This window comes from Streptomyces sp. DSM 40868, assembly GCF_011820545.1.
In the GTDB taxonomy this organism is placed as follows: domain Bacteria; phylum Actinomycetota; class Actinomycetes; order Streptomycetales; family Streptomycetaceae; genus Streptomyces; species Streptomyces eurythermus.
This window is the reverse complement of record NZ_CP050504.1, coordinates 5,708,133-5,728,152: the sequence shown is the minus strand read 5'-3', so window position 1 is coordinate 5,728,152 and position 20,020 is coordinate 5,708,133. Positions and strand designations below refer to the sequence as shown.

The following is a 20,020-nucleotide window of genomic DNA, read 5'->3' as shown; positions in this document are numbered from 1 at the left end:
CAGCCAGGACGTCCCCATTCCGGGTAGTTCCACCCGTCGCCGCGCGCGTTTTCGCCGCCCGCCCGCGAAGGAGCCTGCCCATGTCGATGATCCGCGACCTGCGCGCCGTGGTCCGCCCCTCGTCCCGCGTCTCGCTGCGCAAGGACTCCGGGACGACGTCGTACGACACCACGCGCGACCCCGCGACGCCCTCGGCCGTCGTCGACTGCGCCGTCTACCGCGACGGCGCCCGCGTGCCCAGCGCGGGGCCCCTGAGCCCGCAGGAGGCGATGCGGCAGGTGCGCCGCGACGGCGGGTTCGTCTGGATCGGCCTGCACGAGCCGACCGAGGAGGAATTCGCCGGTATCGCCGGTGAGTTCGGGCTGCACCCGCTGGCCGTGGAGGACGCCGTGCAGGCGCACCAGCGGCCCAAGCTGGAGCGCTACGACGACTCGCTGTTCACGGTCTTCAAGACCATCCACTACGTCGAGCACGACCGGCTGACCGCCAACAGCGAGGTCGTGGAGACCGGCGAGGTCATGTGCTTCACCGGCCGGGACTTCTTCATCACCGTCCGGCACGGCGGCCAGGGTTCGCTGCGCGCCCTGCGCCACCGCCTCCAGGACGACCCGGAGCTGCTGGCCAAGGGCCCCTCGGCCGTGCTGCACGCCATCGCCGACCATGTGGTGGACGGCTACATCGCGGTCGCCCACGCGGTGCAGGACGACATCGACGAGGTGGAGACCGAGGTCTTCTCGCCCGGCCGCAAGGGCGGGGTCTCGCGCGGTGTGGACTCCGCCCGGATCTACCAACTCAAGCGCGAGGTGCTGGAGTTCAAGCGCGCGGTGGCGCCGCTGCTGCGGCCCATGCAGCTGCTGAGCGAGCGGCCGATGCGGCTGATCGACCCGGACATCCAGAAGTACTTCCGGGACGTGGCCGACCACCTGGCCCGGGTCCAGGAGCAGGTCATGGGCTTCGACGAACTCCTCAACTCCATCCTCCAGGCCAATCTCGCCCAGGCGTCCGTCGCGCAGAACGAGGACATGCGCAAGATCACCGCGTGGGCGGCCATCATCGCCGTACCGACGATGGTGTGCGGGGTGTACGGCATGAACTTCGAGCACATGCCCGAGCTGCACTGGCGGTACGGCTACCCGGTGATCATGGGCATCACCGCCGCGATCTGTCTGGGCATCCACCGCACGCTGAAGCGAAACGGCTGGCTCTGAGCGGCCGGTGCGGGCCGGTCGGCGGGCCGGTGCGGCCTGGTTAGGCTGGGCCCATGACAAGCGAGCTGCTCGACCGGGCCCTCATCGAGGAGGCCGCGAAGAAGTCCGGCCTGATCTGGGTCAGGGGCGCCGGTGCCCCGGCCGCGCGGGCGCTGTGGCACGTGTGGCACGAGGGCGCGGTGTGCGTGGTCGGCGACGGGCCGGGCGAGCAGCCGCTGACGGGGCTGGCCGACGGGGGCCGCGCCGAGGTGAGCGTGCGCAGCAAGGACAAGGGCGGCCGGCTGGTGACGTTCCCGGCCACCGTGAGCGAACTGGCGTCCGGGTCCGAGGCGTGGGAGGCGGCGGTCGCCGAGCTGAAGGGCAAGCGGCTGAACGCCCCCGACGCCGAGGAGATGCCGGCCCGCTGGGCCCGCGAGTGCCGGGTGCTGCGGCTGGTGCCGGCCGGTTCGGTGACCCCGCTGCCGGACGGCAGTCTCGCGGAGCGCCCGGTGCCGACTCCGGTCACCACGCGCGGACCGGTACCGGCGGGCCTGCCGAAGCTGCTGGTGAAGCGCCGGAAGGGAAAGTAGAGAACCCGGCTCGCTACGACGCCGGCAGCTGTCTGCCGTAGTCCACCGTCTCCGACTTCGCCGGCTCCTCGACGGTGAAGTCCCTGCCCCAGTCGGAGAAGCGGAGCGTCCCCGCCTGCCCGGCCCGGACCAGGCGCAGCGGGTACGGCGTGCCCTGGAGGGACACGTCCAGCGTGCCGCCGGAACCCTGGTCGCCGGTGATGCGGATCGTGCGGGTACCCGATCCGTCGGCGTGCCGGCCGTCCGTCGCCAGCGTGCCGTGCAGCGTCAGCAGACCGTCGAGGAGGACGTCCTTGTCCGTGAAACCGCTGAACTTCCGGTACGCGGGATCCCGCTGCGGCACCTTCACATACTTGCCGTCCAGCTTGCCGGAGGCGCCGTCGCCGCCGTCGGCGTGGTTCCAGAAGTCCGCGCCCGCCTTGAGGTACAGGTCCTCGCCGACCCGCAGCAGCTGGAACGTCGTGCCCTGCGCCGTCACCGACCCGGTGCCGCCGTCGGTCTTGAGCCGCATGTCCAGCCGGTACGTACGGCCGCTGGTGACCACGGTCCCGGACAGCCGTACCGCGCTCGCCGCGTCCGCCGCGGCCCGCGTCCTGGCCTGGATCCGGTCGGGGGACAGCTTGCCGATCCCGTTGGTCCCGGCGTCGGGATCGTCGCCGCCGCCGCACCCCGACAGCGCCAGCGCTCCCGTCACGGCCAGTGCGCAGGCCGCGGTCACCCAAGCGGTGCGGCGGGTACGGCCCCGGGGAATCGCAGTCACCAAGGGAGCTGCCTTTCTGACGGTTCCTGAGCGGCGTACCGCAGGGTACCGGGGCTCCGCCCACCCGGCGGAGCCGGTCCGTCCGGACCGCCCACCAGGGCGTATCCGATCGGGACGGGCTAGCCTGAAGCGCACCCGTGCGGACATGTCCGAGCAATTCCCACGATCCTCACGCAAAGGAAGCACAGTCATGGCAGCCGGCGCCCCCCGGATCTTCGTCTCGCACCTCGCCGGGGTGTCCGTCTTCGACCCGGCCGGCGACCAGGTGGGCCGCGTCCGCGACGTGGTCGTCATGCTGCGCGTCGGACGGCGGCCCCCACGGGTCCTCGGGCTGGTCGTGGAGCTGTCCACCCGGCGCCGTATCTTCCTGCCCATGACCCGGGTGACCGGCATCGAGTCGGGCCAGGTCATCACCACCGGCGTGCTCAACGTCCGGCGCTTCGAGCAGCGGCCCACCGAGCGGCTGGTCTTCGGCGAGCTGCTGGACCGGCGGGTGACGCTGGTGGAGACCGGCGAGGAGGTCACCGTCCTCGACGTGTCCGTGCAGCAGCTGCCCGCCCGCCGGGACTGGGAGGTCGACCGGGTCTTCCTGCGCAAGGGGCGCAAGGGCGGCGCCTTCCGGCGGGCGAAGGGGGAGACGCTGACCGCCGAGTGGTCGGCCGTCACCGGGTTCTCCCTGGAGGAGCACGGGCAGGGCGCCGAGAGCCTGCTCGCCACCTTCGAGCAGCTGCGCCCCGCCGACCTCGCCAACGTCCTGCACCACCTGTCCCCCAAGCGGCGCGCCGAGGTGGCCGCCGCCCTGGACGACGACCGGCTCGCCGACGTCCTCGAAGAGCTGCCGGAGGACGACCAGATCGAGATCCTCGGCAAGCTGAAGGAGGAGCGGGCGGCGGACGTGCTGGAGGCGATGGACCCGGACGACGCGGCCGACCTGCTGGGCGAGCTGCCCGAGGAGGACAAGGAGCGGCTGCTGAGCCTGATGGAGCCCGCCGACGCGGCCGACATGCGCCGGCTGATGGCGTACGAGGAGCACACGGCCGGCGGTCTGATGACGACCGAGCCGATCGTGCTGCGCCCGGACGCCACGGTCGCCGACGCGCTCGCCCGGGTCCGCAACCCGGACCTCTCCCCCGCCCTCGCCGCGCAGGTGTACGTCTGCCGCCCGCCCGACGAGACCCCGACCGGCAAGTACCTGGGCACCGTGCACTTCCAGCGGCTGCTGCGCGACCCGCCGTACACCCTGGTCAGCTCGCTGGTCGACCACGATCTGCAGCCGCTGGACCCGGACGCGGCGCTGCCGGTCGTCGCCGGGTTCTTCGCCGCCTACGACATGGTGGCGGCGCCCGTGGTGGACGAGTCGGGGTCGCTGCTCGGCGCGGTGACCGTGGACGACGTACTGGACCACATGCTGCCCGACGACTGGCGGGAGACGGAGTTCCACCTGGCCGAGGGAGAGGAGGCGCCCCCGCATGGTTCCTGAGCGCGAGTCCGTGTCCCGCGAGCGCCACCCGGCGGGCGCCACGGCCGCCGGCCGGCCCCGGATGCCCCGGCTGGACCAGCCTCGCCCGCCCCGGCGCCGGTTCCTGCCCGAGTGGGACCCGGAGGCCTTCGGCCGGCTGTCGGAGAAGATCGCCCGGTTCCTGGGCACGGGACGCTTCATCGTCTGGATGACGGTCGTCATCATCGTGTGGGTGCTGTGGAACGTCGCCGCGCCCCGCCATCTGCGGTTCGACGAGTACCCGTTCATCTTCCTCACCCTGATGCTGTCCCTGCAGGCGTCCTACGCGGCCCCGCTGATCCTGCTCGCGCAGAACAGGCAGGACGACCGCGACCGGGTCAACCTGGAGCAGGACCGCAAGCAGAACGAGCGGTCCATCGCGGACACCGAGTACCTGACCCGGGAGGTGGCCGCGCTGCGCACCGGGCTGGGCGAGGTGGCCACCCGCGACTGGATCCGCTCCGAGCTCCAGGACCTGCTGAAGGAGCTGGAGGAGCACCGCCGGCACGACGGACACCCGGGTCAGGTCGTATTCCCGGCGGAACGGGCAGAACGCCCGCCGGGACGTGACACAGACGACCGCTGAAGGGCATCCCTCAGGCCCCTCGGCGGGCCGTACCATCGTCCTTATGGCTACGGAAGACGCGGTGCGCGAGGCACTGGCGACGGTGAACGACCCCGAGATCAACCGCCCGATCACCGAACTCGGGATGGTCAAGTCCGTGGAGATCGGCGCGGACGGAGCGGTCGCGGTCACCGTGTATCTGACGGTGTCCGGCTGCCCGATGCGGGACACCATCACGCAACGCGTCACCGAGGCGGTCTCCCGGGTCGAGGGCGTCACCCGGGTCGACGTCACCCTGGACGTGATGAGCGACGAGCAGCGCAAGGAGCTGGCGGCGGCGCTGCGCGGCGGCCAGGCCGAGCGCGAGGTCCCCTTCGCCAAGCCGGGCAACCTGACCCGGGTCTACGCGGTCGCCTCCGGCAAGGGCGGGGTCGGCAAGTCCTCGGTGACGGTCAACCTGGCGGCGGCGATGGCGGCCGACGGCCTGAAGGTCGGTGTCGTGGACGCCGACATCTACGGTCACAGCGTGCCGCGCATGCTGGGCGCCGACGGCCGGCCCACCCAGGTCGAGAACATGATCATGCCGCCGTCCGCGAACGGCGTGAAGGTCATCTCCATCGGCATGTTCACGCCGGGCAACGCGCCGGTCGTCTGGCGCGGCCCGATGCTGCACCGCGCCCTCCAGCAGTTCCTCGCCGATGTCTACTGGGGCGACCTGGACGTCCTGCTGCTGGACCTGCCGCCCGGCACGGGTGACATCGCGATCTCCGTGGCCCAGCTGGTCCCGAACGCCGAGATCCTGGTCGTGACGACGCCGCAGCAGGCGGCGGCCGAGGTCGCCGAGCGCGCCGGTTCCATCGCCGTACAGACCCACCAGAAGATCGTCGGCGTGGTCGAGAACATGTCCGGCCTGCCCTGCCCGCACTGCGGCGAGATGGTCGACGTCTTCGGCACGGGCGGCGGCCAGCTGGTCGCCGACGGCCTGACCCGCACCACGGGCACGACGGTCCCGGTCCTCGGCAGCATCCCCATCGACGTCCGCCTCCGCGAGGGCGGCGACGAGGGCAAGCCGGTGGTCCTCACCGACCCCGGCTCCCCGGCGGGCTCGGCCCTGCGCGCGATCGCCGGCAAGCTGGGCGGCAGGCAGCGCGGTCTGTCGGGCCTGTCGCTGGGTCTGACGCCGAAGAACAAGTTCTGAGCCGGCCTGTCCCAGGCACCGCGGCACGGGGGCGCGCGTCCTTCTGGACGGCGCCCCTTCGTCATGCCGCGTGAAGCTCAGTCGCCCTCGTCCTCGTCCCCCGGGCAGAGGTCGAGCTTGGTGCAGAGCAGGATCTCCTCGTACGCGCCCGGCTCGGGTCCGGCTCCGGGCTCGCGCTCGGCATGCGGGACGAACCGCCACTGCGACGCCTTGGCATGCCGGGTCCTGTCCGCCTTCTCCACGTGGACGTTCAGCGTGCGGGCCCTGGGGTCGTTGGTCTCCACGAGGACCTCGTCCGCGGCGAGCGGGAAGTGGTCGTGGAGCAGACACAGGCCGAAGCGGTCCAGGTTGCCGTGCTTGGCGAGCACCGCCACGATGTCCCTGACGAATTCCGAGTCCTCGGGGCCCAGCCCCTCGGCTTCCTCGAAGCGGGGCAGCGGGGCCCGGGTAGCGGAAACGTTCATGTCGGTCATGACCCCTCCGTCGGACAGTTGACGGCACATCGGATTCCAGTATCGACCAGGGACTATTTTCCCGCAATTCCACGGGCGGCAGCCGATGGGGTGGCCTGCCGAAACCGCTTCGCGTGTCCCTGGGCATCCCGCGCACGGCGCCGATAAATTCCTCCGGAAGGAGGTGGCGGACAATGAAGGGGATCCGATGGTGGCAGCTACTGCCATTGATTTTTGTGAACCTGATGTGGTGGGGGTGTTCTCCCTCGGAAGCCCTGCAGAACGATGGCAGCAGCTGCCGGGAAAGCCAGCTCGAGAGCAGTCGTGTGGACGCCCTGATTCAATTCGACCAACACGACAAGGACGCCGTCAGAATCCACTCGGACATGACTGTCGAGATTCCCATGGCCGACTGGGTTCTGGCCGACCGGCTGCTTCTCGGCAAGCATTCCGAAGAATACAGGCACGCCATGCAGTGCCTGCTGCGCGGGAAGGACACGTCGATCCGGCGGTCAGAATGGCGGTTCGACGACCCGGAGGTGAAAGAGCAGGGGCAGGACATTCGAGTGAGATATGAATCCTACGCATGGATCAGGGATTATGCCCCCATCAAGCTCGGCCCATGGGTGATCAAGTGGAAGAAGGGCGGCACATGGACCGTTCAGTTCAGTCCGACGACGCTGCAGAAATCCCACTGGAAAGTGCAGGCGGACCTCGGGGGCCTGAGATTTGACGACACGTCGAAAACCGCCTCGCCTCACGACGGTAAGTGGATGTGGGAAGGGGACCCGCCCGGCCGGATCACCTTCGACCTCGGTCTTCCGTGGCAGCGCTGGTGGGTCCTGACCTACGGCCGGTCGTTCTGGAGCAAGATCGGCGTCGGGGCCTGGTGGGTGTGCGCTTCGGTCGTGGTCGCGCTGGCCGCGCTGCGCGGGCGGCCGAGGCGTCCTTCCGCCGGGAGCGACGGCCGCAGGGACAGCGTTGTCCAGGCCGTACTGCAATGGGCCGCGCTCAGCGGGTCGGTCGCCGTGATGCTGATCGTGATCAGCTACCAACACGTCAGTCCGCCGTGGAATGCCCTCATGTGCATTTCGGCCGGCCTGGCCCTGACCCTTGTCGCCCGTCCCTGGCTCGGTGGCACGCCTCTCCAGGCCCGCGCCGTGCGAGCCGCGGTCATCTCCGTGGCGGCGGCCGGGTTGCTGGTGGTCGTCGCGCCCCACCTGTTCTACCTGCCGCCGCATCTGGTCTCGAAGACCGAACCGAGCGTCCTGGGCAAGGTGGGCTATGTGCTCATGGGTCTGGCGGCCGTGTGGTTGTGGCTGGCGGCCCTGACCGCGTGGGCGTGGCGTTTCGCCCGCGAGGGGCTCATGGTCCCCGCCTCCTGGACGGACAGATGGAACAGGGCTCCGGTTCTCTGCGTCACCCTGGCCTCCCTGGCGATCGGAGCCGTTGCCGGCGGCCTGCTCGGATGTCTCTCCTGGGCGAATGAGAACCAATGGGAGAGGAGTTCCTGGCCCGCCGGGCAGACCGCCGGGCAGACGCACGGGGCGAACGTCGCCAATTACCTGGCGAACTTCTCGTTGTCCCACCTGACGTTGATCTTCTCTGACAGCTGGGTCCTGACGGGGATCGCGCTCCTGGCCCTCTTGAGCTACCGCACCAGGACGCGGCGGCAGGACGATGAGAATCGGGAGAGATCGGCGCTGGGGCCGGAAGGACCCGACGTACTGCTCACCGCGGGGATCTTCGCTTTCACCTCGGGTGTGCAGGGCGCATCGGTCGCCGGGAACGCCGCTCAGTACCCGATCTGGCTCCTGTTGAACATCGCCTCACTGTTCGGAGTCCTCTCGGTGGGACGACGGTGGTCGGTACTGGGCCGGGTGGGCGAAACCTTCTGCCTGCGCAGGATGAGAAGCGAGAGGTGGCGCCGTGAGCTGATGGACCGGGCCCATGAGCACCGCTTCCTCGAGAACGAATCGCGTGTGCTCGGCAAGGGGGGCAGCGCGAGCATGACGCTGGACCAGGTGGAAGCCCGTCAGCGCGACTTGCGGCAATGGCTGCTGACCGGATGCGACAGCGACAGGCCGCCGCCCGCCCACTTGTCCGTCATGGACATCGCCCTGGCCTGGGGGCCGGAGGGTCACTGGTGGGACAACGCGGTCCGCGCCGCGCGCGTGGCGTTCTGGTTCGGGATCCCGGGCACCGTAGGGCTGCTTGTGCTGGAACTGCAGCCACGTCTGCAGCAGATGCGGCTCAGATACGAGCCCACCGCGCTCCCGGAGATCGTCGTGAAGTTCATCGCGTTGCAGGCGGCGTGGGCCGCCGCGGGCTTCGTCCTGGGTGCGCTGTGGCGCCTGCTGCCCGGCCGTCCGAGCCCGGTCCGGGCCCTGAGCCTGGTCCTCGCCTACGCCGTGCCCGCCTGCCTGGCCGTCCTGCTCAATCTCCTCATCGGCGGGGCCTTCACGCGCCTGCTCCTCTACTCCCTGTTCATGGCCGTCGTCCTGACGGCCACCAGCATCGTCATGGACGCGTCGACGTTCAGCGAGGACCAGCAGTACACGCACAGTCGTTTCGCGCTCGTCATGTCCATCTACCGGCTCCAGGGCTTCGCCGCGTACATCGCCTGGTTCCTGGCCCAGCTGGCCGCTGCCGCGACGCTCTGGGAGTACCTGATCGATTAGCCGGCCGGCCCCGGACCGCCGCCCGGCCGCAGCGGTCCCCCGACCCCCCGTCGGCTACGACGCGTACGCCGTGATGTCCTTGATCGCGGCGAATCCGAGTCCGTACGCGCTCATCCCCCGCCCGTACGCGCCGAGATGGACCCCCGCCCCCGTCGTACCGGCGAGCACCCACCCGAACTCGGACTCCCGGTAGTGGAACGAGGCGGCAACCCCGTCGACCGGCAGGGAGAGACGGGACCACTCCGGGCCGTCCAGGTCGTCGGCCAGGGCCCACGCCGTCTCCGTCTGCTGTTCCAGCCAGTCGTCCCGGAGGCTGTGGTCCATCTGCCCGGGCCAGGTGAACGACAGCAGTCCCACCCCGGCCAGCCAGGCCGCGGAGGACACCGACGTCGCCTCCAGCAGGCCGGTGCCGTCGGCGCTCCGCCGGGACGGCTGCGCGGCGACGGTCACCACCACCGCGAACTTCTCCCGCGGCTCGCCCGAACCGCTCTCGCCCCGCAGCGAGGGCTCGTCCCCGTGCCCGGTCGAGCCGTGCTCCACGGCACCGTCGGACGTCGTGCCGACCTGCATCAGCCAGCGCGGCCCGGTGAACGCCTCGTCGAGCCCGTACCAGGGGAAGGGCGCCCGCAGGTAACCGTCGACCGTACGCCAGGCGGAGGGGAGCTGCTGTCCGCCCTCCGCGGCCGGCGCCTGCGCGCCCACCCGACTCGTCGTCTCCATCTGCCCGGACGCCTCCTCGCTCTCGTCGGACCGGCCGGCCCGCCCCCCTTCGGGCGTACGCGTCAAGTCCGCACAACAACTCGGCAGCATATCCACACCGCGGAGAGCGGCAGGGCAGGCTCTGGACGCGTGGGTCGCGCCAACGGCCTGTTCACGCCGTGCGCGACGGGCGCACGCTATGAAACACGTCACGTGTGCGGCGTACGCCCGCCTGCGTGTCGGGCGGAGAAAGCTTGGCTTATGTGGCGTCCATGTCGAACGGCGGGCGGTCGTCGCCGGGGTCCTCGGGCTTCTTCGTCATGTCGACGCGTCCGCCGGAGGCCGGGGGCGGGGAGGAGGACGAGGACGACGCCTCGCTGTCGCGGCCGTGGACGGCGTCCGTGACCTCGGCCATCTCCTTCTTCAGGTCGAAGCCGTTGCGGATCTCCTTCAGGCCCAGATCCTCGTTGTCCAGCTGCTTGCGGATGAAGGTCTTGGGGTTGAGATCCTCGAACTCGAAGTCCTTGAACTCCGGACCCAGTTCGTTGCGGATGTCCTGCTTGGCGCTCTCCGAGAACTCGCGGATCTTCCGGATCGTGCGCATGACGTCCTGGATGACCTTGGGGAGCTTGTCCGGACCGAAGACGAGCACGGCGAGCACGATGATGGTCACCAGCTCCAGTGGCCCTATGTCATTGAACACCTGACGCTCCTTGCGATGTCCTCGGTCGCTCAACGGTACCCGGCCATCCCGTCCGACCGGTACCGTCCCGAGGTGAGACTTCTGTCAGTTCTGGCCGGACGCGCCCAGCACGAGTGACACCTCCCGCTCCGTGCCGTCGCGTTCGACCGTCAGGCGCAGCCGGTCGCCGGGCCGGTGCGCGCGGATCTTGACGATCAGCTCCCGGCCGGTGCGCACGCGCGCGCCGTCGGCCTCGGTGATGACGTCGCCCGCCCTCAGTCCGGCCCGGTCGCCGGGCCCGCCCCGGGTGACGGCGGGGCCGCCGTTCGCGCCCTTGTCGCCTATGCGGGCGCCGTCACCGGTGTAGCCCATGTCGAGCGTGACGCCGATCACGGGGTGGGTGGCGTGGCCGTGGTCGATCAGCTCCTCGGCGACCCGCTTGGCCTGGTTGACGGGTATGGCGAAGCCGAGCCCGATGGACCCGGACTGTCCGCCGTCGGCGCCGGTGCCGCCGCCGGCCGAGCGGATGGCGGAGTTGATGCCGATGACCCGGGCGTGGGAGTCGAGCAGCGGGCCGCCGGAGTTGCCCGGGTTGATGGGCGCGTCGGTCTGGAGCGCGTCGACGTAGCTGAGGTCGCTTCCGTCGCTCTTCTCGCCGCCGGCCGTGATGGGCCGCTCCTTGGCGCTGATGATGCCGGACGTGACCGTGCCCGCGAGGTCGAAGGGGGCGCCGATGGCCACGACGGGGTCGCCCACCTGTACGTCGTCGGAGTCGCCGAGGGGCAGCGGGGTGAGCCCGTGGACGCCGCGCACCCGGACGACGGCGAGGTCGTAGCCGGCGTCGCGGCCGACGACCTCGGCCTTCGCGGTGTCGCCGCTGCCGAACGTCACGGATATCTCGCCGTCCGGCCCGGCGGGCTCGACCACGTGGTTGTTCGTGAGGATGTGCCCTTGGGCGTCGAGGACGAAGCCGGTGCCGGTGCCCGCCTCGTCGTCGCCCCGTACGTGCAGGGTGACCACGCTGGGCAGGGCCCGGGCGGCGATCCCGGCCATGCTGTCCGGCGCGCTCCCGGGCTGCGGCAGCCGTACGCCGTCGAGTCTTTCGCGTTCGACGTACGCGCCGACGACTCCGCCGGTGCCGCCGGAGACGACGGCCACGGCGAGGGTCCACCCGACGACCCACCGCCAGGCCCGCCGCCTGCGCTGCGCCCGCGTCAGCCCCTTGGCCCCCGTCTGCTGCAACGGCTCCCGCGCCTGAGCCGCGACCCAGGGGTCATAACCGGCCCAGGGCCCGGCACCGTCCTCCGGGGCAGGGGGTACGGCGGCCCCGGGCGTCGCTGTGCCCTGCGGGGCGGGGGGTACGGCAGCCCCGGGTGCCGACGTGCCCTCCGGGCCAGGGAGTGCGGCGGACCCGTACGTCGCCGGGCCCTCCGGGCCAGGGGGTACGGAAGCCAGGGGCGCGGCTGCGGCTTCCAGACCCTGCGGGGCGGGCGTGCCGTGGGGTGGGGGGAGTCCGGGACCGGTGGGAGGTGCGGGGGTTGGTGTCCGGGGGGTGGGGGGCGTGGCGCCGGACGGTGCCTGGGAGGCGGGGGCCGGCGTTCGGGGCGGGGGGGCGGGCTGCCTGGGGGGCGGGCGCCGTGGCGGGGGCCGCCGCTCGGGAAGCGGGTGCCGGGGCGGGAGCGGGCATCTGCGTCCCGGGAGCCGTGGCGGAACCCGGTGCCTGAGGCGCGGGCGCCATGGCGCCAACCGCCGCCCCGGACGCGGGCGCCATGGCAGGCGCCGGCATCTGGGGCGCGGGAGCCGTGGCGGAACCCGGTGCCTGAGGCGCGGGCACCATGGCACCAACCGCCACCCCGGACGCGGGCGCCATGGCAGGCGCCGACATCTGCGTCCCGGGAACCGTGGCGGAACCCGGTGCCTGAGGCGCGGGCGCCATGGCGCCAACCGCCGCCCCGGACGCGGGCATCTGCGGCAGGGGGGCCGTGGTGGATACCGGAAGCTGCGGGGCGGGCGCGCCCTGTGGCACGGGGAGTACGGGCGCTCCGGGGGCCGCGGGCGCCGACGGGGGCAGGTGCGCGGGGACGGCTGTACCGTGCGCCTGGGTGACCGCCGGATGCTGCACCGGTGGCGCGGGCGCCCAGGGGCCGGGTTGGCCGTACGGCGGGGTGCTGTAGGGGTCGGGATCGTGCAGAGGCGTGACCCGGTCGGCCCCGGACCGCTCACCGGAGTCCGGTACGACGGCGCTCGCATCCCGCCCTCCGGAACCACCGGCGGCCACCTCGGCCACCGCACCCGGTTCGGGTGACTCCACCTCGGGCCGCCCGGCGGATTCCGCCCTCTCATCCGCCCGCGCGGCAGGATCCGCCACCGAGTCGCCCCGCACGGTCGGCACAGCCGAGTCCGCCACCCCGTCACCCCGCACGACCGGGTCCACCACCCCGTCGGGTCCGTTCGCCGCCGTCACGGGCCGCGCGGGCCCCGCGCCGGCCTCCCCGGGCCTTCTCCCAGCCTCTCCCCCGGCCTCTGCGGGGATCGCGGGCGGTGTCGGCCTGGCCAGTTCGAAGTCGCCGTCGTCTTCGGGGGATGGGGTGGCCGGTGTCGCCTCCGGCGTTTCCCGCTGTCCGTCCGTCGGCGGCACGCCGTTCCCCTCGTTCATGCTCTCCCCACGGCTGGTCACGGGACATCGGCTGCCGCCCCCGGGTCGGCGCCACGGGCACGGCGTCCCAGGATTCAACCAGGTGCGCGAGCCGTGGCGCAGTGACGGTCAGGGCGAGGGGTGCGGGGAGGCCGTGACGGAGGAGGGCGTGGTGTCGGGGACGGGGGCGGGCAGGGGGCCGGAGCCGGTGGCCCCGGGGGGCTTGGGCCAGTCGGTGAGCGGAAGGGCGACCGTTTCGTCCAGCGGGCGTATCAGCGAGGAGACGGCTGCCGCACCGGCGAACACCGGAGCGGTCAGCGCCCGTACCGCCTCGGCCCGGGCCTGCCCGGAGGCCGGGGCGGGCACCCCGGGCAGCAGCGGCGCGGACAGCGTGGTCGGCGCCACCGGGGCCGAGCCGAGCAGCGCGCCGCCCTGGGCGAGCAGCGGTCCCACGGGGCGCCGGCGCTGGCTGTCCGGGGTGGCCGCGCCACCGCCCGTGCCGGCCGAGCGCACCGGGATGACGCCGGAGCCGCCGCGGGCCTCCGTGGCCGGGTCGCCGGGGAAGCCGGTGGTCACGCCGCCGAGGGCCAGCGCGGCCAGCGACACCGCACCGGCGGCGGCGAACGCGAACCGCCGGCCGCGCGAGGCGGTGCGGGCGTCGTCCGGGCGGCCGACGGGGTGGATACGGAAGCCGTCGTCCCGGGGTCCGCCGGCGCCGTCCGCGCCGGTCGGGAGCAGGCCGTGCGGGCGGGCCGGGACGTACCCGAAGGGCAGGCGGTCGCCGCGCCGCGCCCCGAAGGGCCCGAGGCCGCCGGAGGCGCCGGGTCCGGGCCCGGGTGACGGCGTGCCGCCGCCGTCCGGATCTCCCCCGGGAAGGCCCTGGAGGCGGGCCAGGAGGCTCGCCGAGGGCGGGGGCGGGGCGGCCTCCGCGAAGACGTTCTTCAGCGCGCGCTGGGCGTCCGCCTCGGCCTTGCACCGGGCGCAGGTGGCCAGGTGCGCGAGGACCCGCTCACGCGTCTCATGACCGAGTTCCCCGTCCACCAGGGCGGAGAGCCGGTCTCCCAGGTGCTGCTCTGCGAGGTGTGCCTCCTCGGCAGGTTTCGACCGAGATCCACTCACGCGGTCGCGCCCCCTCCTCCCAGCGCGGGGACCCGGGCCAGGAAGGAGCGCCGCTCGGCCGCGCGGGCCTCCGGGGAGCGGTGTGCGAGCGCCTTGCGCAGCTGGGACCGGCCGCGGTGGATACGGGAGCGGACGGTGCCGAGCTTCACGCCGAGGGTGGCGGCGATCTCCTCGTACGACAGTCCCTCGATGTCGCACAGGACGACGGCGGCGCGGAACTCGGGCGCCAGGGTGTCCAGGGCCTGCTGCACGTCGGCGTCGAAGTGCGCGTCGTTGAAGAGCTGTTGCGGGGTGGGCTCGCGGCTGGCCAGACGCTCGGCCGCGTCCTCGCCGAGGGCGTCGAAGCGGATGCGCTGCTTGCGCCGGACCATGTCCAGGAAGAGGTTGGTGGTGATGCGGTGCAGCCAGCCCTCGAAGGTGCCCGGCGAGTACGTCGACAGGGAGCGGAAGACGCGGACGAAGACTTCCTGGGTGAGGTCCTCGGCGTCGTGCTGGTTGCCCGTCAGGCGGTAGGCCAGTCGGTACACGCGGCCGCTGTGCGTGCTGACGATCTCGTCCCACGTGGGCGGAGTCCACGCCTGCCCGTCCGCGTCGGTGGTGAAGGTCGCGGTCGGGGGCTCGCCTGCGGCGGTCCCGGCGGCGTGGCTGTCAGCAGCGGTGTCGGTCACGGATTTCGGCCTGCCCGCCGACCCGAGGAAGCGCCGCAGCACTCCACCCCGATCCCCGGGCGCAGCCGCACCTCCCCTGTCGGCTCTGGTGGTGTCCAGTGGAGCCCCTACCATAGCCACCTCGCCCGTTAGCTCCGGATAAGCGGTTTTACGAGAATTTGATACTTCCTGATCCGGCTCATCCGGCTGCGTCAGCAGTTGCTCGGCGTCCTGCCTCACCGCTCGCCCCCCGTCGCGTCGCCGGCCACCGTCTCATCCCTGTAAACGCACGGGCTCATCTGCGGGTTCCCGCCGCCAACGGATACAGTCACGCCCAGGCAACCACGGGGACAGGAGAGGGTCATTACCGCCAACCGGCAGACGAGCTGGGCGTTCGCCGACGCCTTTGTCGCCGAGGACGAAGCGCTGCGCTGGGCCCGCGAACGGGCCCGCGAGGCAGGGCTGCGCTCGGTGTCGCCCAGCACGGGCGCCGCGCTGCGACTGCTCGCCGCCTCCGTGGACGCGAAGGCGGTCGCGGAGATCGGCACCGGCTGCGGGGTGTCCGGCATTCATCTGCTGCACGGGATGCGGCCGGACGGGGTACTCACGACGGTGGACCCGGAGCCGGACCACCAGCAGTTCGCCCGGCAGGCCTTCCGCGGCTGCGGCTTCGCCAGCAACCGGGCCCGGTTCATCCCCGGCCGCGCCCTGGAGGTCCTGCCGCGCCTCGCCGACGCGGGGTATGACCTCGTGTTCTGCGACGGGGACCGGCTGGAGTACCCGGACTATCTCGCCGAATCGTTGCGCCTGCTGCGCCCGGGCGGCCTGGTGGTCTTCGAGGGCGTCTTCGCGGACGGCCGTACGGTCGACTCGGGGCCCCAGCCCGCCGAGGTGCTGCGGTTGCGGGAGCTGCTGCGCACCGTGCGGGAGAGCCAGGAGCTGGTGTCGTCGTTGCTGCCGGTGGGCGACGGGCTGCTGTGCGCCGTCAAGCGATGACGGCGGTGCCCGGGGTACGCGGGATGCCCGCGGTACCGGCCGAGGGGGCAGCGCCGGCCGCCCCCGAAGACGCGGCTGCCCCGGCACCGCGTACGATGCCGGGGCAGGCGCGAGGACAGAATCGGGACGTCAGACGACGACCTTCTTGAGGGCGTCGCCAAGCGCCTCGGCCTCGTCAGGGGTCAGCTCGACGACGAGTCGACCGCCGCCTTCGAGCGGAACGCGCATGACGATGCCCCGCCCCTCCTTGGTCACCTCGAGCGGGCCATCACCCGTCCGCGGCTTCATGGCCGCCATGCTCGTTCCCCTTCCTGAAACCAGCTCATCGTCTCTGCCGGTACCCCCGGGCAGGGGGCACCCGCCATCCGGAACGGACACGCGACACCGGCATCGAACACATTGCTTCCTGGCCATTATCCCGCATGGCAGGACCCGATGACCAACATCGGTCGGCATCGCTTGGGCAACGCGCGCGAGCAAAACCACCCAATTCGGCGATGTGCCTGCGATACTGCGCCACCCCGCGAGGCTCCTGCGACCGGCTCCCTCCCGGATTTCTTTGACGCAGGTCACATGTCCGCTCCGGCCGCCGGCCGGGGATCTCCGCCATGCTGTCCTCAGACAGGGACGTACTGAGCGGTACGTCACCAGCGGCTACTCCGGAGGGGACACGCCATGGCCGACACCGTGCTCTACGAGGTGAGCGACGGACTCGCGACGATCACGCTGAACCGCCCCGAGGCGATGAACGCGCTGAACATCGCGACGAAGGCGGCCCTGCGGGAGGCGGCGGAATCGGCGGCCGGGGACACGGCCGTACGGGCGATCCTGCTGACCGCCGCCGGGGACCGGGCCTTCTGCGTGGGCCAGGACCTCAAGGAGCACATCGGGCTGCTGGCCGGTGACCGGGAGACCGGCGCCGGGCAGACGATGAGCACGGTCAAGGAGCACTACAACCCGGTCGTGCGGGCCCTGGCCGGGGCGCCGAAGCCGGTGGTCGCGGCGGTGAACGGCGTCGCGGCCGGCGCCGGGTTCGGCTTCGCGCTCGCCGCGGACTACCGGCTGGTGGCCGACACCGCCGCGTTCAACACCTCCTTCGCGGGCGTCGCCCTGACCGCCGACTCCGGCATCTCCTGGACGCTGCCCCGGGTGATCGGCCCGGGCCGCGCCGCCGACCTGCTGCTGTTCCCGCGCAGCATCAGCGCCCAGGACGCCCTGGAGCTGGGCATCGCCAACCGGGTCGTACCGGCGGCCGAGCTGCGCGCCGAGGCCGTGAAGGTGGCGCGGGCGCTGGCCGAGGGGCCGACGGTGGCGTACGCGGCGATCAAGGAGGCGGTGGCCTACGGGCTGACGCACTCCCTTCAGGAGACGCTGGAGAAGGAGGACGAGCTGCAGACCCGGGCCGGGCGGTCCGAGGACCACCACATCGCCGTCCAGGCGTTCGTCAACAAGGAGAAGCCGAAGTACCTGGGACGGTGACGCGCCGCGGGGCCGCGGCTCCGTCCGTCACGGCGTGCCGCGGGCCACGCAGGCCTCCAGGTGGTCGTCGACCAGGCCGCACGCCTGCATCAGGGCGTACGCCGTCGTCGGGCCGACGAAGCGCAGGCCCCGCTTCTTCAGGGCCTTGGACAGGGCCGTGGACTCCGGGGTCACCGCCGGGACGTCGTCCAGGGTCCTGGGGGCCGGGCGGGCCGTCGGGTCCGGGGCGTGGGACCAGATCAGCTCGTCCAGCTCGCCCTCGGCCCAGTCGGCGAGCAGGCGAGCGTTGGCGAGCGTGGCGTCGATCTTGGCGCGGTTGCGGATGATGCCCGGGTCGGCCAGCAGGCGCTCGCGGTCGGCGTCGGTGAACGCGGCGACCTTCTCGATGCGGAAGCCGGCGAAGGCGGCGCGGAAGCCGGGGCGGCGGCGCAGGATCGTGATCCAGGACAGGCCCGACTGGAAGGCCTCCAGGCTGAGCCGTTCGAAGAGGGCGTCGTCGCCGTGGACCGGACGGCCCCACTCCTCGTCGTGGTACGCCACATAGTCGTCGGTGGACAGGGCCCAGGGGCAGCGCGGGGCGCCGTCCGGCCCGGCGACGGCGGATCGGCCGGTCATCGCTGCTCCTTCCGGCCCTCGTCGGGCTCCGTCCGCGGGTGCTCGGCCCGCTGTTCGTGCGCGGCGGCCCGGGCGCCGGCCAGCGCGGTCTCCAGGTCGGCGATGCGGGCGTCGCGCTCGGCCAGTTCGGCGGCGAGCCGGCCGAGCGCGTCGTCCACGTCGGCCATGCGGTAGCCGCGCGGCGCGACGGGGAAGCGCAGGCTCTCCACGTCCGCGCGGTCCACCGGGCGGTCCGGTGGCAGCGGGTCCCGGAGCCGCTCCGGCGCCGCCTCCGGCAGCGGGGCGCTCTCCCCGCCGCCGACCACGGCCAGGGTCACCGCGGCGACCACGACGGCCAGCGCGACGACCAGGAACAAGAACATCACCATCGCCTCAGGGTCCCCACGCTCGTACCGGACGCTGCCGGCAGCGGTATCTGTCAGGCACCGATCGTGCCATGCGAGTCTGACAGTTAGGGTCACAGGCGGCCGTACAGCGGGACGTACTAGGAGAGGGCAGGGCGGATGCTCAGGCTGGGCAAGCGGGAATTCGGGCCGCACGAGCCGGTGATCATGGCGATCGTGAACCGGACGCCGGATTCCTTCTACGACCAAGGGGCCACGTTCCGCGACGAACCGGCCCTCACGCGGGTGGAGCGGGCGGTGGCCGAGGGCGCCGCGATCGTGGACATCGGCGGGGTCAAGGCCGGGCCCGGCGAGGAGGTCTCGGCCGAGGAGGAGGCGCGCCGGACGGTCGGCTTCGTCGCGGAGGTCCGGCGCCGGTTCCCCGATGTGATCATCAGTGTGGACACCTGGCGGGCGGAGGTCGGCGAGGCCGTGTGCGAGGCGGGCGCGGATCTGCTGAACGACGCGTGGGGCGGCGTCGACCCCGGGCTCGCCGAGGTCGCGGCCCGGTACGGGGTGGGGCTGGTGTGCACGCACGCGGGCGGGGCGCAGCCGCGGACCCGGCCGCACCGGGTGACGTACGACGACGTCATGGCCGACATCCTGAACGTGACCCTCGGGCTGGCCGAGCGGGCGGTTTCGCTGGGGGTGCCGCGGGAGTCGGTGCTGATCGACCCCGGGCACGACTTCGGGAAGAACACCCGGCACAGCCTGGAGGCGACACGGCGGCTGGACGAGATGGTGGCCACGGGGTGGCCGGTGCTGGTGTCGCTGTCCAACAAGGACTTCGTGGGCGAGAGCCTGGACCGGCCGGTGAAGGAGCGGCTGATCGGCACGCTGGCCACGACGGCCGTGTCCGCGTGGCTCGGCGCCCAGGTGTACCGGGTGCACGAGGTGGCGGAGACCCGGCAGGTGCTGGACATGGTCACCGCCATCGCCGGCCACCGGACACCCACGGTGGCCCGGCGGGGCCTGGCCTAGCCGCCGGTCACCCGTGGGTGCGGCCGATGCGCTCAAAGCGGCACCTACCGCCCCGCCTCCTTCGACACCAGGGACACCGCCTCCTCCACCTCGTCCGTGACGTGGAACAGGAGGAGGTCCTTCTCCGCGGCCTTGCCCTGGGCGACCAGGGTGTTTCTCAGCCAGGACACCAGGCCGCCCCAGTACTCGCTGCCGAAGAGGACGATGGGGAAGCGGGTGACCTTCTGGGTCTGGACGAGGGTGAGGGCCTCGAAGAGTTCGTCCAGGGTGCCGAGGCCGCCGGGGAGGACCACGAACCCTTGCGCGTACTTCACGAACATCATCTTGCGGACGAAGAAGTAGCGGAAGTTCAGGCCGATGTCGACGTAGGGGTTGAGGCCCTGCTCGAAGGGCAGCTCGATGCCGAGGCCCACCGAGATGCCGCCCGCCTCGCACGCCCCCTTGTTGGCCGCCTCCATCGCGCCCGGGCCGCCGCCGGTGATGACCGCGAAGCCGGCCTCCACCAGCCCCCGGCCGAGCCGCACCCCCGCGTCGTACTCGGGCGAGTCCACCGGTGTCCGCGCCGAGCCGAAGACACTGATGGCGGGCGGGAGTTCGGCCAGCGTGCCGAAGCCCTCGATGAACTCCGACTGGATGCGCAGCACCCGCCAGGGGTCGGTGTGGACCCAGTCGGTGGGAGCGCGCTCGTCCAGCAGCCGCTGGTCGGTCGTGCTGGCGGTGACCTGGCCCCGCCGCCGGAGGACCGGCCCGAGCCGCTGCTCGTCCGGCGGCTGCTTCTTCCCCTCGGGGTTGCCGGTAGGCATGTGCGCTCCCTCCGCTTGCCGGTAGTTCCTTCTCAGCCTAGATCCATACG

Annotated in this window: 20 protein-coding genes; 9 read left to right on the top strand and 11 right to left on the bottom strand. The window is 72.2% G+C overall.

Going from position 1 to position 20,020, the window contains the following annotated elements; translation table 11 throughout:
- Positions 1-80 precede the first annotated feature (80 nt).
- Both HB370_RS26185 and HB370_RS26180 read left to right on the top strand, forming a co-directional pair.
- On the top strand, positions 81-1,208 hold the full coding sequence (locus tag HB370_RS26185; RefSeq protein WP_030787923.1) for a magnesium and cobalt transport protein CorA: 1,128 nt from the start codon (positions 81-83) through the stop codon (positions 1,206-1,208).
- A gap of 53 nt (positions 1,209-1,261) precedes the next feature.
- The gene (locus HB370_RS26180) at positions 1,262-1,777 is read left to right on the top strand and encodes a hypothetical protein (RefSeq protein WP_030787926.1); all 516 of its coding nucleotides are present in this window, start codon (positions 1,262-1,264) and stop codon (positions 1,775-1,777) included.
- A gap of 13 nt (positions 1,778-1,790) precedes the next feature.
- Here the strand turns inward: HB370_RS26180 and HB370_RS26175 are convergent, their stop codons facing one another.
- Complete coding sequence (locus tag HB370_RS26175; RefSeq protein WP_030787930.1) at positions 1,791-2,537, bottom strand: hypothetical protein; 747 nt, start codon at positions 2,535-2,537, stop codon at positions 1,791-1,793.
- Positions 2,538-2,727: 190 nt separating this feature from the next.
- Between HB370_RS26175 and HB370_RS26170 the strand changes: the two genes are divergently transcribed.
- From HB370_RS26170 to HB370_RS26160, 3 genes are read left to right on the top strand one after another with little or no spacing between them, the layout of a single operon-like run.
- Complete coding sequence (locus HB370_RS26170; RefSeq protein ID WP_030787932.1) at positions 2,728-4,017, top strand: CBS domain-containing protein; 1,290 nt, start codon at positions 2,728-2,730, stop codon at positions 4,015-4,017.
- The gene (locus HB370_RS26165; protein ID WP_030787935.1) at positions 4,007-4,621 is read left to right on the top strand and encodes a DUF1003 domain-containing protein; all 615 of its coding nucleotides are present in this window, start codon (positions 4,007-4,009) and stop codon (positions 4,619-4,621) included. The genes HB370_RS26170 and HB370_RS26165 overlap by 11 nt, the downstream gene beginning before the upstream one ends.
- Positions 4,622-4,664: 43 nt before the next feature.
- Positions 4,665-5,798, top strand: coding sequence for an Mrp/NBP35 family ATP-binding protein (locus HB370_RS26160; protein WP_030787938.1), 1,134 nt, complete (start codon positions 4,665-4,667; stop codon positions 5,796-5,798).
- 77 nt (positions 5,799-5,875) lie between these two features.
- Here HB370_RS26160 and HB370_RS26155 read toward each other — a convergent pair whose 3' ends face one another.
- Positions 5,876-6,271, bottom strand: a complete 396-nt coding sequence (locus HB370_RS26155; protein ID WP_030787941.1) for a hypothetical protein — start codon at positions 6,269-6,271, stop codon at positions 5,876-5,878.
- 173 nt (positions 6,272-6,444) lie between these two features.
- Between HB370_RS26155 and HB370_RS26150 the strand changes: the two genes are divergently transcribed.
- Positions 6,445-8,931, top strand: a complete 2,487-nt coding sequence (locus tag HB370_RS26150) for a DUF6185 family protein (RefSeq protein WP_030787944.1) — start codon at positions 6,445-6,447, stop codon at positions 8,929-8,931.
- Between the two features lie 54 nt (positions 8,932-8,985).
- Here the strand turns inward: HB370_RS26150 and HB370_RS26145 are convergent, their stop codons facing one another.
- The 5 genes from HB370_RS26145 to sigE all read right to left on the bottom strand — a co-directional run bounded on the left by HB370_RS26145 (position 8,986) and on the right by sigE (position 14,776).
- Positions 8,986-9,651 carry a hypothetical protein gene (locus HB370_RS26145; protein WP_030787947.1) on the bottom strand — a complete coding sequence of 222 codons (666 nt, stop codon included), beginning with the start codon at positions 9,649-9,651 and terminating at the stop codon, positions 8,986-8,988.
- A 238-nt stretch (positions 9,652-9,889) separates the two neighbouring features.
- Positions 9,890-10,333, bottom strand: a complete 444-nt coding sequence (locus HB370_RS26140; RefSeq protein WP_030787950.1) for a sec-independent translocase — start codon at positions 10,331-10,333, stop codon at positions 9,890-9,892.
- A gap of 84 nt (positions 10,334-10,417) precedes the next feature.
- Positions 10,418-12,154 carry a trypsin-like peptidase domain-containing protein gene (locus HB370_RS26135; protein ID WP_244405644.1) on the bottom strand — a complete coding sequence of 579 codons (1,737 nt, stop codon included), beginning with the start codon at positions 12,152-12,154 and terminating at the stop codon, positions 10,418-10,420.
- Positions 12,155-13,076: 922 nt separating this feature from the next.
- Complete coding sequence (locus HB370_RS26125; protein ID WP_030778971.1) at positions 13,077-14,066, bottom strand: zf-HC2 domain-containing protein; 990 nt, start codon at positions 14,064-14,066, stop codon at positions 13,077-13,079.
- Positions 14,063-14,776 carry an RNA polymerase sigma factor SigE gene (sigE, locus tag HB370_RS26120; RefSeq protein WP_078637422.1) on the bottom strand — a complete coding sequence of 238 codons (714 nt, stop codon included), beginning with the start codon at positions 14,774-14,776 and terminating at the stop codon, positions 14,063-14,065. The genes HB370_RS26125 and sigE overlap by 4 nt, the downstream gene beginning before the upstream one ends.
- A gap of 234 nt (positions 14,777-15,010) precedes the next feature.
- Here sigE and HB370_RS26115 point away from each other — a divergent pair, with 234 nt between their 5' ends.
- The gene (locus HB370_RS26115; protein ID WP_078637421.1) at positions 15,011-15,709 is read left to right on the top strand and encodes an O-methyltransferase; all 699 of its coding nucleotides are present in this window, start codon (positions 15,011-15,013) and stop codon (positions 15,707-15,709) included.
- Positions 15,710-15,838: 129 nt separating this feature from the next.
- On the opposite strand, the gene HB370_RS26110 is transcribed toward HB370_RS26115, so the two are convergent.
- Positions 15,839-16,006 carry a DUF3117 domain-containing protein gene (locus HB370_RS26110; RefSeq protein ID WP_018544333.1) on the bottom strand — a complete coding sequence of 56 codons (168 nt, stop codon included), beginning with the start codon at positions 16,004-16,006 and terminating at the stop codon, positions 15,839-15,841.
- 378 nt (positions 16,007-16,384) lie between these two features.
- On the opposite strand from HB370_RS26110, the gene HB370_RS26105 reads away from it, so the two are divergent.
- On the top strand, positions 16,385-17,188 hold the full coding sequence (locus HB370_RS26105; protein ID WP_030778965.1) for an enoyl-CoA hydratase-related protein: 804 nt from the start codon (positions 16,385-16,387) through the stop codon (positions 17,186-17,188).
- 27 nt (positions 17,189-17,215) lie between these two features.
- Here the strand turns inward: HB370_RS26105 and HB370_RS26100 are convergent, their stop codons facing one another.
- Together HB370_RS26100 and HB370_RS26095 are read right to left on the bottom strand one after the other, a co-directional pair.
- Positions 17,216-17,803 (bottom strand): DNA-3-methyladenine glycosylase I, encoded by a 588-nt coding sequence (locus HB370_RS26100; RefSeq protein ID WP_030778963.1) that lies wholly within the window; start codon positions 17,801-17,803, stop codon positions 17,216-17,218.
- On the bottom strand, positions 17,800-18,171 hold the full coding sequence (locus HB370_RS26095) for a DivIVA domain-containing protein (RefSeq protein ID WP_030778961.1): 372 nt from the start codon (positions 18,169-18,171) through the stop codon (positions 17,800-17,802). Before HB370_RS26095 ends, HB370_RS26100 begins: the two co-directional genes overlap by 4 nt.
- 135 nt (positions 18,172-18,306) lie before the next feature.
- Between HB370_RS26095 and folP the strand changes: the two genes are divergently transcribed.
- Positions 18,307-19,167 (top strand): dihydropteroate synthase, encoded by an 861-nt coding sequence (gene folP / locus HB370_RS26090; RefSeq protein WP_030778959.1) that lies wholly within the window; start codon positions 18,307-18,309, stop codon positions 19,165-19,167.
- Positions 19,168-19,211: 44 nt separating this feature from the next.
- Here the strand turns inward: folP and HB370_RS26085 are convergent, their stop codons facing one another.
- Entirely contained in the window at positions 19,212-19,970 is a 759-nt protein-coding gene (locus tag HB370_RS26085; protein WP_030778957.1) for a TIGR00730 family Rossman fold protein, read from the bottom strand.
- Positions 19,971-20,020: the final 50 nt, after the last annotated feature.